This is a genomic window from Luteibacter sp. HA06, from assembly GCF_054061215.1.
In genome coordinates this window covers 1,550,547-1,564,245 of the sequence record NZ_JBSSDZ010000001.1, presented here as the reverse complement: position 1 = coordinate 1,564,245, position 13,699 = coordinate 1,550,547, and the positions used below count along the sequence as shown (strand labels likewise).

General features: G+C 65.2%; 13 protein-coding genes. 7 read left to right on the top strand and 6 right to left on the bottom strand.

The genetic code is table 11. From position 1 onward, the window contains the following. The first annotated feature begins 25 nt into the window (after positions 1–25). Both ACVWWJ_RS06955 and ACVWWJ_RS06950 read left to right on the top strand, forming a co-directional pair. Complete coding sequence (locus tag ACVWWJ_RS06955) at positions 26–688, top strand: class I SAM-dependent methyltransferase (protein WP_456967209.1); 663 nt, start codon at positions 26–28, stop codon at positions 686–688. Between the two features lie 325 nt (positions 689–1,013). Further along, the gene (locus tag ACVWWJ_RS06950) at positions 1,014–2,468 is read left to right on the top strand and encodes a DEAD/DEAH box helicase (RefSeq protein ID WP_159897045.1); all 1,455 of its coding nucleotides are present in this window, start codon (positions 1,014–1,016) and stop codon (positions 2,466–2,468) included. Positions 2,469–2,476: 8 nt separating this feature from the next. Here the strand turns inward: ACVWWJ_RS06950 and rimJ are convergent, their stop codons facing one another. Further along, entirely contained in the window at positions 2,477–3,031 is a 555-nt protein-coding gene (gene rimJ / locus ACVWWJ_RS06945; protein WP_159897047.1) for a ribosomal protein S5-alanine N-acetyltransferase, read from the bottom strand. Beyond that, positions 3,028–3,876, bottom strand: coding sequence for an S-formylglutathione hydrolase (gene fghA, locus ACVWWJ_RS06940; RefSeq protein WP_456967208.1), 849 nt, complete (start codon positions 3,874–3,876; stop codon positions 3,028–3,030). The genes rimJ and fghA overlap by 4 nt, the downstream gene beginning before the upstream one ends. A 148-nt stretch (positions 3,877–4,024) precedes the next feature. Here fghA and ACVWWJ_RS06935 point away from each other — a divergent pair, with 148 nt between their 5' ends. Continuing rightward, the gene (locus ACVWWJ_RS06935; RefSeq protein ID WP_456967207.1) at positions 4,025–5,911 is read left to right on the top strand and encodes a DEAD/DEAH box helicase; all 1,887 of its coding nucleotides are present in this window, start codon (positions 4,025–4,027) and stop codon (positions 5,909–5,911) included. Positions 5,912–6,723: 812 nt separating this feature from the next. Here ACVWWJ_RS06935 and ACVWWJ_RS06930 read toward each other — a convergent pair. Both ACVWWJ_RS06930 and ypfJ read right to left on the bottom strand, forming a co-directional pair. Further along, positions 6,724–7,071 carry a YkgJ family cysteine cluster protein gene (locus tag ACVWWJ_RS06930; protein WP_456967206.1) on the bottom strand — a complete coding sequence of 116 codons (348 nt, stop codon included), beginning with the start codon at positions 7,069–7,071 and terminating at the stop codon, positions 6,724–6,726. A gap of 12 nt (positions 7,072–7,083) precedes the next feature. Next, positions 7,084–7,956 carry a KPN_02809 family neutral zinc metallopeptidase gene (ypfJ, locus tag ACVWWJ_RS06925; protein ID WP_159893485.1) on the bottom strand — a complete coding sequence of 291 codons (873 nt, stop codon included), beginning with the start codon at positions 7,954–7,956 and terminating at the stop codon, positions 7,084–7,086. A gap of 109 nt (positions 7,957–8,065) precedes the next feature. Between ypfJ and ACVWWJ_RS06920 the strand changes: the two genes are divergently transcribed. Next, positions 8,066–8,494, top strand: a complete 429-nt coding sequence (locus ACVWWJ_RS06920) for an MAPEG family protein (RefSeq protein ID WP_456967205.1) — start codon at positions 8,066–8,068, stop codon at positions 8,492–8,494. Between the two features lie 101 nt (positions 8,495–8,595). On the opposite strand, the gene ACVWWJ_RS06915 is transcribed toward ACVWWJ_RS06920, so the two are convergent. Continuing rightward, positions 8,596–10,173: a TerC family protein gene (locus ACVWWJ_RS06915; protein ID WP_456967204.1), complete on the bottom strand. Its 1,578-nt coding sequence runs from the start codon at positions 10,171–10,173 to the stop codon at positions 8,596–8,598. A gap of 120 nt (positions 10,174–10,293) precedes the next feature. On the opposite strand from ACVWWJ_RS06915, the gene ACVWWJ_RS06910 reads away from it, so the two are divergent. After that, a complete protein-coding gene (locus ACVWWJ_RS06910) occupies positions 10,294–11,082 on the top strand; it encodes a CPBP family intramembrane glutamic endopeptidase (RefSeq protein ID WP_456967203.1) in 789 nt (262 codons plus the stop codon). Positions 11,083–11,094: 12 nt separating this feature from the next. Here ACVWWJ_RS06910 and ACVWWJ_RS06905 read toward each other — a convergent pair whose 3' ends face one another. Next, complete coding sequence (locus ACVWWJ_RS06905) at positions 11,095–11,691, bottom strand: class I SAM-dependent DNA methyltransferase (RefSeq protein WP_456967202.1); 597 nt, start codon at positions 11,689–11,691, stop codon at positions 11,095–11,097. 98 nt (positions 11,692–11,789) lie between these two features. Here ACVWWJ_RS06905 and ACVWWJ_RS06900 point away from each other — a divergent pair, with 98 nt between their 5' ends. Beyond that, positions 11,790–12,089 carry a hypothetical protein gene (locus ACVWWJ_RS06900; RefSeq protein ID WP_200851884.1) on the top strand — a complete coding sequence of 100 codons (300 nt, stop codon included), beginning with the start codon at positions 11,790–11,792 and terminating at the stop codon, positions 12,087–12,089. A gap of 96 nt (positions 12,090–12,185) precedes the next feature. Beyond that, on the top strand, positions 12,186–13,694 hold the full coding sequence (locus ACVWWJ_RS06895) for a DUF1800 domain-containing protein (RefSeq protein ID WP_456967201.1): 1,509 nt from the start codon (positions 12,186–12,188) through the stop codon (positions 13,692–13,694). Positions 13,695–13,699 lie beyond the last annotated feature (5 nt).

Below are 13,699 nucleotides of genomic sequence, written 5' to 3'. Positions count from 1 at the left end.
TCTTTCCAGGATGGAAACCAGCCTAATGACCCCCGAAACCCGCACCCGGCGACGCATCGCCTCGCGGTTCAGTCGCCGCCGCGACCGGATCTACATCCACGGCAAACTCGCCACCGACCCCGTCTACGCCGCCACGGCGACCGCCATCGCCGGCCGACGACTCCCCTTGCTGGACATCGGCTGCGGCCTTGGCATCCTCGGCCATTACCTGCATGCCTGCGATGCGCTGGATGGCTATCTCGGTCTCGACCATGACCCCGAGAAAATCGCCATGGGCCGCGCCGCCGCGGATCGCGCTGGCCTGGGGGCGAGCCTTTCCCTGAGCGAAGTGGACGCCACCACGCCGCAGGCGATGCGCGGGCACGTCGCCATGCTCGATGTGCTGCATTACCTGCCCGAGGACCGTCAGGCGGGTCTGCTGGCCTATGCCGTGGACCATCTGGCCGACGATGGCGTACTGATCCTGCGCAACGTGATCCGGGACGGGACCTGGCGCTACCGGGCGACAGTGTGGGAGGAAAAGTTCATCGAGGCGGTGGGCTGGATTCCCGGCGGGGCCCAGTATTTCCCCACCGAGGACGATATTCGCGGCGTGCTGGAGCCGCGGGGCATCCGGGTGGATTTCAGGCCGCTCTTTGGGCGGACGCCTTATAACAGTTACCTGATGGTGGCTTCGCGGCGGTCCTGATCGCCAGGCTGTGAGGGCATCGCCGCTGAAGCGGCTCCCACAAGGGGCCCCCTCCACTGTGGCTGGCCCGGCAGGCCCTTTGTGGGAGCCGCTTCAGCGGCGATGCCCTATTGTGCGCCGCAATAAGGTATACTCGGCGGGTCGTGCTTGCGCTCCGACTCCCTTGCGGACCCCCGGCGTGGAGAATCTCCCGCCCGTTCCCCCACCCTCGGAAGCGCGCTCGACACCGGCCAGCCTGCTGTCTTCGTCATGGTTAGCGGCCGCCAATCCATCGACTCGTAGTGCGGTTCCAGGGAACGCTCGAGTCACGCAGGAGCTTCACTCCATGTCTTTCGATTCGCTGGGCCTTGCGCCCGCGTTGCTGCGCGCCCTTTCCGAAGCCGGCTATGAAAAGCCCACTCCGATTCAGTCCGCAGCCATTCCCCTTGTCCTCGCCGGCAACGACCTCATGGCCGCCGCGCAGACGGGTACCGGCAAGACGGCCGCCTTTGCGCTGCCGCTGCTGCAGCTGCTCTCCAAGGACGACCGTGGCGACACGCGTCGCCCGATCCGCGCGCTGATCCTCACCCCGACCCGCGAACTCGCCGCCCAGGTGCAGGAAAACCTGCGCGACTACGGCAAGTACGTGCGCCTTTCCAGCACCGTCATCTTTGGCGGCGTCGGCATGGGCAATCAGCTTCAGGCCCTGCGCCGCGGTGTCGACGTCGTCGTCGCCACGCCGGGTCGCCTGATCGACCACATGCAGCAGCGCTCGGTCGACCTCTCCAAGGTCGACATCCTCGTTCTCGACGAAGCCGACCGCATGCTCGACATGGGCTTCCTCCCGGCGCTCAAGCGCATCCTCGCTGCCGTGCCGCGCCAGCGCCAGACGCTGCTGTTCTCGGCCACGTTCGCGCCGGAGATCAAGGCGCTCGCGCAGCAGTTCATGCGCGATCCGAAGGAAGTGTCGACCACGCCGGCCAACTCGGTCGCGACCCTGGTTACGCACCGCGTGCACCCGGTCGACGCAGCGAACAAGCGCGATCTGCTGCTGCATATCCTGTCGCAGGACAGCCGCCGCCAGACGCTCGTCTTTGGCCGGACCAAGCACGGCGCCGACAAGCTCGTTCGCCATCTGGAGCAGGCCGGCATCAAGGCCGCGGCGATCCACGGCAACAAGAGCCAGAACGCCCGAACGCGCGCCCTGTCGGACTTCAAGACCGGCCGCGTTACCGTACTGGTCGCGACCGATATCGCTGCGCGCGGTATCGACATCGACCAGCTGCCGGTGGTGATCAACTTTGACCTGCCGATGGTTGCCGAAGACTACGTGCACCGTATCGGCCGTACCGGCCGCGCCGGTGCCGAAGGCCAGGCCATCTCGCTGGTCAGCCACGACGAGTCGGGCCTGCTGCGCGACATCGGCCGCCTGCTCAAGACCGACCTCGAAATCAGCAACGTCCCGGGCTACGAGCCGAGCACGCCGCTGCGTATGGACTCCGGCGCGCCGCGTCCGAAGCAGCAGCCACGCCAGCCGCAGGCCTCGCGCAACCAGGTCGGCCAGGGCCGCTCCGGTGGTGGTCAGGGTCGCCCGGCCGGCGGCCAGGGTCGCTCGGCGAGTAATGGCCAGGGCCGTTCGGCCGGCGGTGAAGCTCGCCAGGGTGGCGGTGGCGGTTCCAGCGCCGGCGGCCGTCCGTCGTCGCATCGTCCGCATGGTCACTCAGCCGCAGGTACCGGTGAGAACACCGGCAACCACAAGCGTCGTCGTCAGCGTACGGGCCCGGCCACCAACAAGGCCTGATCGTTCGCTCAGCCCTGCGCCCTGATTTTCGCGGTAAGCACGTGGTCTTCCCACAGCCCCTCGATCTTCAGGTAGCGCTTGGCATAGCCTTCCTTCTCGAAGCCTAACCGCCCGAGAAGGCGGCCACTCCGGTCATTGCGTGGCATGTAATTCGCCATCACGCGATGGAAGTCCAGAGGGCCGAACGCATAACGGATCGCGGCGTCCAGGGCCTCGTACATCAGGCCCTGGCCTTCGTGTTTTCGCGCTATCCCGTAGCCCAGGTGGCAAGCCTGGAACACGCCACGGACGATGTTGGCCAAGGTGAATGTCGCGATGATCTCGCTGCCGTCGGGCGTAAGCACGACGAACGGGAAGCCGCGATCCGCCCTTGCCGCCTCGAGGCCTGATTCGATGGCCAGACGGCAGCCTTCGACGGTGTAGTGCGATTCGTTACGCAAGGGTTCCCACGGCCTGAGATGTTCCCGATTCTCCGTGCGGTACCGCTGCAGAAGTCCCGCCTCTTCGGTATCGAGAAGGCGGATCACTGTTCGCGGCGTGCGCATGCGGATCGGTTCGCTCATGCAGTGAGGGCCTTGGCATGATGGCGCAGGTGGTCTTCGATGAACGTCTCGATGAAGTAGTAACTGTGGTCGTAGCCGGGCTGCATGCGTAGCTGGAGCGGCTGGCCCGCTTCCTCGCAGGCCGCCTCGAAGCGCTGGGGCTGCAGCTGCTTCGTCAGGAAATTATCGGCTTCGCCCTGGTCGATAAGAATCCGGCCGTCGAAGCGAGCGCCGTCACGTACCAACTGGGTCGCGTCGTAACGTGCCCAGGCTTTGCGATCCTGGCCGAGATAGCGCGGAAACGCCTTCTCGCCCCAGGGCACGCTGGCCGGCGCGACGATAGGCGCAAAGGCCGATACCGACCGATAACGGCCGGGATTGCGCAGTGCGATGGTCATCGCACCGTGTCCTCCCATGGAATGGCCGAAAATGCCTTGCCGGCTCATGTCCAACGCGAATCGTTCCGCCACTACGCGGGGAAGTTCGTCGACGATGTAGCTGTACATGCGAAAACGTGAAGACCAAGGGGTCTCGGTGGCGTCCAGGTAGAAGCCTGCGCCCTCACCGAATTCCCAGTCACCGGTGGCGCCTTCGATACCCGTATCCCGGGGACTCGTATCAGGCATCACCAGCGCGATACCGAGCTCGGCAGCGATGCGTTGCGCGCCCGCCTTGATCGTAAAAGTTTCAGCGGTACACGTCAGTCCGGCGAGGTACCAGAGGACAGGAACAGGCCCGTTTTCGGCCGCAGGAGGCATGAAAACCGCAAAACGCATCGTACCGCCGCACGCTTCGGATGCATGGGAATAAAAGCCCTGGATGCCGCCAAAGCAGCGTTGTTCCGAGACCGTCTCGATCGTCGTCATGCCCTTCTCTCCCTACGAAAGCTGACCGGGAAGTGTAACGCCGACGCAACAAGTGGCTATGGCCCGCCTCACCGGGCGCCCATCGCTGCTACAATACCGCTACTGCCCGGCGCCGCTTTCGCCGCCGCGCCCCCTCTTCGAGGTCGCCATGTCATCCCCCGATACAGATAACGCTCCGGTTCAGCCCGGTTTTAGCGCGCTCGCGCTCGACGAAAAAGTCATGCGTGTGCTGGCTGAAGTCGGTTACGAAGTGCCGTCGCCCATCCAGGCCGCCACCATTCCTCCGCTGCTCGAAGGCCGCGACGTCATCGGCCAGGCGCAGACCGGCACCGGCAAGACCGCTGCCTTCGCGCTGCCGGTGCTCTCGCGCATCGACCTGAAGCCGGGCAAGCCACAGGCGCTGGTTCTCGCGCCCACCCGTGAGCTTGCCATCCAGGTCGCCGAAGCCTTCCAGAAGTACGCCACCTACATGCCGGGCTTCCAGGTCCTGCCGATCTACGGCGGCCAGAGCTACGGTCCGCAGCTGCAGGGTCTCAAGCGCGGCGCGCAGGTCATCGTCGGCACGCCGGGTCGCGTCATCGACCACCTGGACAAGGGCACGCTGGATCTTTCCGGCCTGCGCTTCCTGGTCCTCGACGAAGCAGACGAAATGCTACGCATGGGTTTCATCGACGACGTCGAGAAGCTGCTGCAGGCGACGCCGAAAACCCGTCAGGTCGCCCTGTTCTCCGCGACCATGCCGGCGCCGATCCGCCGCATCGCCCAGACGTACCTGAAAGATCCGATCGAAATCACGATCAAGAACAAGACCACGACCGCGGCGAACATTCGCCAGCGCTACTGGTTCGTGAGCGGCGTGCACAAGCTCGACGCGCTGACCCGCATCCTCGAAGCCGAAAGCTTCGATGCGATGATCGTCTTCACGCGCACCAAGCAGGCCACCGAAGAACTTGCCAGCAAGCTGCAGGCAAGGGGCTTCGCCGCCGCCGCGATCAACGGTGACATCGCCCAGGCGCAGCGTGAGCGCGTGATCGACAACCTGAAGACCGGCAAGCTGGACATCCTGATCGCTACCGACGTTGCTGCTCGCGGTCTCGACGTCGAACGCATCAGCCACGTGCTGAACTACGACATCCCGCACGACACCGAGTCGTACGTGCACCGTATCGGCCGCACCGGTCGCGCTGGCCGTAGTGGTGAGGCGATCCTCTTCGTCACGCCGCGCGAGAAGAACCTGCTCCGTCAGATCGAGCGCGCCACGCGCCAGCCGATCGAACAGATGCAGCTGCCGACGATCGAAGCGGTCAACGATACGCGTATCAACAAGTTCAACCAGAAGATCACCGATACGCTGGCGCAGGGCGACCTCGGCCTGTTCCAGCAGATGGTCGAGAAGTTCGAGCAGGAGCACAACATTCCTGCGATCGAGATCGCTGCCGCACTGGCGAAGATTGCCCAGGGCGACCAGCCGCTGCTGCTCGAGCCGCCGGCCAAGCGCGAGTACACCGAGCGTCCGCCGCGCGAGTTCGATCGCGAGCGTCCGCAGCGTGACTTCGACCGCGACCGCGGTTCGCGTGAGGGTGGTGGCGACTTCAACGACCGTCGTCCGGTTCGCGAAGGCATGCGTCAGCCGCGTCCGCACACCACGGAAGCCGGCAAGCGCACGTACCGCATCGAAGTGGGCCACGAGCATGGCGTGAAGCCGGGCAACATCGTCGGCGCCATCGCCAACGAAGGCGGCGTCGAAGCAAAGTTCATCGGTCGCGTCAGCATTCGTGACGACTACAGCCTGATCGACCTGCCGGACGGCATGCCGCCGGAGATCTTCACCCACCTGAAGAAGGTGTGGGTTGCCCAGCAGCAGTTGAAGATCGCCGAGTGGGACGGTGTCGAAGCCCCGCAGAGCGGCAACGCATCGCGTCCGCCGCAGCGCAGCTTCCGTCCTCAGGGCGCCCGCCCCGGCGGCCACAGCGGTGGTGGTGCCGGTGGTCCTCCCGGCGGTGGCAAGCCGCCGCGTAAGAAGCGCGATTACTGAGTAGCAAAAAGGCACCCTCGGGTGCCTTTTTTTTTGTTCTTCGCGGATTACCGGGACGTGAGCGCTCGGCCGTCAGGCCGGGCATTCTTTCGCACATCGCTCGCCTTCGGCCTCGCGGGCTCGGCTTTGCCGTCGCGCTCTACACTTGGGCGTTTCGCGGGGAGACCTTGGTGCCCACCCTCGCTGCTCAGACAGTCCTCCGCGTTTCGTACCGGAAGGCCGCTAACGCGGCTCGTGTACTTATTTGGCCTACGGCCGCTCCACTTGTCCGGAACTCGCATCGAGGGTGGACACCAAGGTCTCTCACGACGATACGGTCTGCAGGAAGGAGAGCCATTGGCGTGGGTGTGGCCGCCGAAGCCGTCCGTCACGGTAGTCGTGGTGGACGTACATTCCGGCTCGGTGAGCGCCTTCTTCGCCGCTGCGCCGACTCACGCGGACGATCGCGACTGGCGCTGAAGCCGAGCGTTCGGCGATGGCGATGAACTGGCACTCGAAGCGGCGTTGCTTCGTCCGCTCGACCCCCCACGAACCTCAGGGATGGAAGAGTCTTCGGTGCCCACCCTCGAGGCGAGTTCCCGACAAGTGGAGCGGCCGTAGGCCAATAGATACATGGGCCGCGGTAGCGGCCTTCCGGTACGAAACGCGGAGGGGTGTCTGAGCAGCGAGGGTGGGCACCGAAGGCTCTGCGCCGCGACGTCCAGGCACCGAAGGCTCTGGGCCTCAAAGTCCGCACCCACCAGAGCGTAAGTAGCAGGCAATCGCAGCGAAATCATCGTCGAGGCGTTCGCCGATGAATCGGCTCCTACCGATCAATGGTGAGCGAAGTCTGCGGGGGTTAGCGGCTGCATGCCGTGCTTGATGCGCGCTTTGTCGCATTGGGGGCTCGGCTCGCCGTTTTCCCAGGCGGGCTGCAGATCGTGGCAGGGCGACGGCCGCACGTCGTAGATCCCGCAATGCGCCGCGACGCCAACCTCGCCGACCAGCGACTTGCACCGCGGCTGGTAGGCGTTCGTGCCGTGCATGTTTACCCGATGGTGATCGAGGTTCTCGGTCAACGCCGACGGCACGATGCCGCCGGCGAGATCGGTTTCCATCCAGTGGAAGGCTACGCGAAACGTTGCGCAGCACGCGCCACAAAGAAGACAGGGATGGGTCATACGGCGCTTATGTCAGATCGAACCGGAGAAAGTGTTGCACTTGCCGATGTCACCGGATTCGAGACCCGTCTTGAACCAGTGCACGCGTTGGGCGGACGTGCCGTGCGTGAACGAGTCCGGCACGACCCTGCCCTGTGACTGTTCCTGCAGCGCGTCATCGCCGATGGCGGTGGCTGCATTGAGTGCCGATTCCACGTCGCCGGGCTGCAGCCACTGCTGGCGTTGCTGCGAACGGTTCGCCCAGACACCGGCGAAGCAGTCGGCCTGCAGTTCCTGCCGCACGGAAAGGCCCGTGGCCCCTTCGAGGCGCGCGCCCCGTCGACGCGCATCGCTGACCTTGTCGAACACACCGACGAGGTTCTGCACGTGGTGGCCGACCTCGTGGGCGATGACATAGGCACGAGCGAAATCCCCTGCCGAATGGAAGCGTTGTTGCATGGTCTGGAAGAAGTCGAGGTCCAGGTAGACCTTGTGGTCGCCCGGGCAGTAGAACGGACCCACCGCCGAGGACGCCGATCCGCACGCGGTTCGCACCCCTCCATGGAACAACACCAGCTTCGGCCGCTCATAGGTCTGGCCGTTGGCGGCGAATATCTCGCCCCAGGTGTCTTCGGTTTCGCCGAGGATGGCGCGGACAAAGTCGACCTGCGGGTCACTGGAAGCCGCCTGGTGCGGCGCCGACTGCGTCTGCTGCTGTGGCGCGGTGCCGGGCTCGCCCTGACCGAGCAGGGCCGTGGGGTCCTTGTAGAACACCATGCCGAGGATCGCCAGGATGATGATGCCGCCGATGCCAAGGCCGCGCCCTCCGAACGAGGGGCCCCCGCCACCGCCGCCTTCGCCCGCGTCTTCCACGTTGTCGCTTCTACGGCCTTTTTGCCAGAGCATGGCGCCCTCCTCCCATGGATGTGTCCCCGGAGCGAGACACGGTCGGCATGATCGCATGGACCAGAACCGCTAGACTTGGCGGCTGAATACGCTCCTCCGGATAGGTTTCATGACCAGTCAGCTCCCCGCCGTCGTCACCCTGCTCACCCTGCTCCTGATGTTCGCCACGGTCTGGATGGTCGGCCGCGCGCGTCATCGCTACGGGATAAAGGCGCCGTCCATCTCCGGCGACCCGGCTTTCGAGCGCGCCTGGCGTGTGCAGATGAACACGCTGGAGAACGCGGCGATGTTCATTCCGGCCCTGTGGCTGGCGGCCCAGTACGCCGATCCGCTATGGGCGGGCATCGCAGGGCTGATCTGGCTTGCGGGCCGCGTCTGGTATGCCTGGGGCTACGCCCGTGAAGCCTCGCGCCGGGGGCCGGGCTACCTGGTCTCGATGATCGCCTGGGCCGTGCTGATGGTGATGGCTGCCGGCGGGATCGGCATGGCCATCATGGAGAACAACGCGGCTCCGGCTGAAGAAGCCACCGCAGCCTGATCCGGCTTTCTGTGGGAGCCGGCTTTGCCGGCGATGGGGGTGCGCCGAACTGGCTATCGCCGCTGAAGCGGCTCCCACAATGAAGCCGCCGGCCCCGGGATCTAGTCCTCGTCGTCCCGTGCAAGCGCCAACACGCGAACCCGCTGGATACGGGCACCTTCCATCGCGGTGACTTCGAATTCCAGGCCGTCTGTTTCGAAGCGGTCCCCGGCACTGGGCAGGCGCCCGAGTTGCTGAAGCACGAAACCGGCAAGGGTGGAGAAGTTGCCGTCGCTGGCGCCCGGCAGGCGATGGCCGAGGAGATGCTCCACGCGACGCACATCCAGGCTGGCATCGAGCAGCCAGGCGCCATCGGGTTCGCTGACCGCCGAAGGGTCGCCCTCGCTGGTTTCGTCGGGGAATTCGCCCGCAATCACTTCGAGTACATCGGCCGGGGTCACCAGGCCGAGGATGCTGCCGTACTCGTCCACCACCAGCGCGACCTGTAGCGGTGCGCGGCGAAACTCGTCGATCAGGCGCAACACACTGAGCGATTCGAGCACCGTGATCGGCTTGCGCACCACACGCTCGGTTTCAAGGCGGCCGTGGTCGGCGAGGCTAGCGAGCAGATCGCGCGACGAGACCACGCCGATCAACTGGTCGAGATCGCCATGGGCGACCAGCATCCAGTGGTGCGCCGACTCACGCGCCTCGGCCAGCAGCGTGGGCAGGTCTTCGCCCGGGTCCACCCAGACGATCTCCGTGCGCGGCGTCATGATCGAACGGACGGGTCGCTGCGAGAGATCGAGCACGCCCTGCACCATTTCCAGCTCGTCCTTGCCGAACACGGCGGAATCGGTGGTTTCCGTCGCGGGCGTGTTCTTGCCGTTGTCGCCTTCATCGTCCGGCGAACCACCCAGCAGGCGCAGCACGGCCTTCGCCGTGCGGTCACGCATGATGCGGCCGCCCACCAGCAGCGAGCGACGACGGTTGCGCCGCATGGTCTGGTTGAACGCCTCGATCATGATCGAGAAGCCGATCGCGGCGTACAGGTAGCCCTTGGGAATATGGAAGCCAAAGCCTTCCGCGATCAGGCTGAAACCGATCATCAGCAGGAAGGACAGGCAGAGGATGACGATCGTCGGGCGTGCGTTGACGAAGACGGTCAACGGCTTGCTCGCCGTGATCATCAGGCCCATGGCGATCACCACGCCGATCATCATGATCGACAGGTGGTCGACCATGCCGACCGCGGTGATGACCGAATCCAGCGAAAACACGGCATCGAGGATCACGATCTGCGCCACGACCAGCCAGAAGCTGGCCCGACGGGCTGGCTTGCCATCGTTGCCGTCGTCGGCCTCGAGGCGCTCATGCAGTTCCAGCGTGGCCTTGAACAGCAGGAAGCCGCCGCCGATCACGAGGATCAGGTCGCGCCAGGACAGGCCGAAGCCGTTCCAGCTGAACAACGGGCGCGTCAGCGTAACCAGCCAGGACATGGCGGCCAGCAGGCACAGGCGCATGACCAGCGCCAGGCCAAGACCCATGAGCCGCGCCTGGTCGCGCTGGCGGGCGTGCAGCTTGTCGGCGAGGATCGCGACAAAAACGAGGTTGTCGATACCGAGCACGATCTCCAGCACGATCAACGTGAGAAGACCCGCCCAGGCCGATGGGTCGGCAAGCCAGTCGAAAGCGAACATGGGTCGGCGCGGGAGGCGCCCGGTTTCCTCCGGAAGGGACGCAACACTATACAGGGGGCACATGACGGTCTGTGCCAGAAGCGCCGTTGCGATGGCCCTGCCCGTCGGCTACGGTGGTTCATGCCTCACGATCTCTTGCCTGCCTCCCCTCCCATCGACACCTCCTCCGTGCCCCCCGACCTGCCGGTTCCGACCCGGACACCCGGCACGATCGAGACCGCCCTGACCATCCTTGCCTATTTCGCGCTGCAGGCGGGCTTTGGCGGGGCCTTCGGCGGTACGTCGCAGCTCCTTGCCCGGTGGTTCCCGGCGGCCGTGCCCGATCAGCCCGACCGCCTGATCGTCGTGGTGATCCTCACCCTCATCTGCGCCGCGGGGGTGGTCGTAACATGGGTTGTGCGACGCTGGGCGGCAAAAACGCTCGACGGCGGCGCCGGTGGGCTCGGCTTTACCCCACCCTCCGGGCGCTATGTCGCGATCGGCACGGCGCTCGGCGTCCTCGCGCCCCTGCTCGGCGGCCTGCTGACCCAGTTCCTGGCGGGCGACCACGACGTGAGCCAGACAGTGACCGACATCGCCGACCGCGCCCACGTCGGCATGAGGGTCGCCCTGCTTCCGGTTGTGGTGCTGGTAGGTCCCCTGGTCGAGGAGCTGCTGTTCCGCGGCGCCCTGCTTTCGGTGCTGCGGACGCGTCTGGGCGACGGCTGGGCCATCGCGGTATCGGCCATCATCTTCGGTGCAGTGCACCTGCCCGACCTCGACTGGCTCTGGTACGCCGTGCCCAACCTGATCCTGGTCGGCGTGTTCTGCGCCTGGCTGCGCGTGCGCAGCGGGTCGATCTGGCCGGGCTTCGTCGCCCACGCTGCCAATAACGCCCTGGCGACCGCCGGCTGGTTCATGAGCTCCTGAGACGCTCGGAGATCAGAGCCGTTCGAGCGAAGCCACGTGTCGCGACAGCCGCGGTCCGGCATAGCACTGCGACCCCACGGCAAGTAGCCCGACCTCGTTGAAGGCCTCGCGATACCAGCGTGCCGGGCTCGACAGGAACCCCTCGCGATCGCCGCCGGGGTCGTCCTCACGGGTATAGAGCTCCAGGAAGGCCAGGCCTTCGAGCATCTCGCCAACACCGGTCAGGCCAGCGCGAATCTCCGCCGGCTTGAGGTAATGAAGCACGTCGGTGCAGACGATCAGGTCGAATCGGGTATCGAAGCGCAACTCGGCAAGCTGGCCGAAACGCGCGTAGCCGATGTTCCGGGAACGGCCGTAGCGCGCAACGGCATATTCACTAGTCTCCAGGCCGCGGTACTCGATACCCGGACGCATCTTGCGCAGCACGGCACGCCAGGGTGCCTCGCCACAGCCGATGTCCAGCACGTTCCGCACCGGGTGACCCAGGTAGAACTCCGCCTGGGCCAGCACCATGGCGACCTTGCGGCCGAGTTCGGCCGGGGAGCCTACGGCGTGATCCGCGCTGCGGTACCACTTGTCGAAATAGGCCTTGTCGTAAGTCTTGGGCATGGTGCTTGGCCGCCGAAAACGCACATGTTAGCCGGGCCTACACTTCGGGCATACATGCCCGGTCGCAGCATCGGATGCCATCGATCCAGGAGAACCTCATGCCCCGCATCCAGCTCCGCATTACCGGCGACCGTGACATCTTCGACGACGTGCTCAACGCCATCCATGGCATCGACCGCGTGGAACGCGTGGAGGAGATCGACGATTTCGGCATGGGCGTCCGCGACGACTCCAGCTCCAGCGAACTGTCCGACGATGTCGGCTCGCGTACGTTCACCATGGAAGTCGAAGTGCCGAACGACAAGGTCGGCGAGCGCGTCCGCGAGGTCGCCGAGGAAACCGCCGGCAGCCGAGAGGCCGCCATCGAATTCATCGGCGAAGACGAAATAGAGATGTAATGTGGGAGCTGCTACAGGTTCTTGCGGTTAGCTGGGGGTAAACCTTCGGCCCTCGCCCCCGTTTAAGGTGGACGTCCCACCGAAACCGGAGATTCCATGCGAGCGTTGGCTACCGCCGTACTGCTTGCTCTCATCGCGCTGCCCGCCGTGGCACGCGACGACGCTCTCTCGAAAGAAGACATCGCCTGGCTGGATCGGGTGACCTTCGGCGTGGACTCGGCCACGATCGCCAGTTACCGCGATCTGGGTCGGCGTCGTTTCCTCGACCGCCAGCTGCATCCGAAGACCGACGGCCTTCCTGCGGAGATGCGCGCACAGATCGACGGCTTCGATGTCTCGAAGATACCCATGGCGACGCTCGTGGCGCAGGTACGGGACCAGTATCGCGACATCAATGCCATGCCCGACGGCGACGGCAAGCAGCAGGCAAAGCAGGCCCTGCAGAAGCAAGGCAACCAGTACGCGCAGGAAGCGCAGGCCAGCGAGTTGCTTTACGCCATCTACGACGAGAACCAGCTACGCGAGCAGATGGTCTGGTTCTGGCTCAACCATTTCAGCGTTTTCCAACAGAAGGGTCGCGTCCGCTGGGTAGTCGCCGACTACGCGCAGAACACCATTCGCCCGCACGCGCTGGGCAAGTTCCGCGATCTGGTCATGGCCACGCTGAAAAGCCCGGCCATGCTCGAATACCTGGACAACGTGCAGAACGCGCGCGACAAGATCAACGAGAACTACGCGCGCGAACTGATGGAACTGCACACGCTCGGCGTTGGCAGCGGCTACAGCCAGGACGACGTGCAGAACCTCGCACGCGTGCTGACCGGCGTCGGCGTGAACTTCGACGGCCAGCCACGCAAGCTGAAACCCGACCTGCAGGCCTATTACGTGCAGGAAGGCGTGTTCGAGTTCAACCCGAACCGGCACGACTTCGGCGACAAGATGCTGCTCGGTAAGACCATCAAGGGCGGTGGCTTCGACGAAGTGGAGAAAGCCGTCGACCTCATCGTGAGCCAGCCCGCGTGCGCGACCTTCATCTCGACGAAACTGGCGCAGTACTTCGTCGCCAACGATCCACCGCCCGGACTCGTCAAGGCCATGGCCAAGACGTTCCGACATACCGACGGCGACATTGCCGCGGTGATGGACACCATGCTTACCTCGAAGGAGTTCACCGCGTCGCTCGGGAAGCGCTACAAGGATCCGACCCAGTTCCTCGTTTCGACCATGCGCCTCGCCTACGACGGCAAGCCCGTGCCCAATCCGCGACCGCTGGTGAACTGGATCAATCAACTCGGGCAGGCGCCCTTTGGTCGCATCACGCCCGACGGCTGGCCAACCACGGACTCCGAATGGTCGAGTTCGGGTCAGGTGGCGAAGCGCTTCGAAATCGCGAGGTCGATCGGCAGTGGCGCCAACCATCTGTTCGACCTCGACGAGGCCGGCACGCATACGCGAGGCGGCTTCCCGCAGCTCACCACGCCGACGTATTACGCGACCATCGAACCGTTCCTGGCGCAGAAGACGCGCGATGCGCTCACCCAGGCTACGTCGCAGCAGGAATGGAACACCTTCCTGCTCGCGTCTCCCGACTTCAACTACCGCTGAGGCTT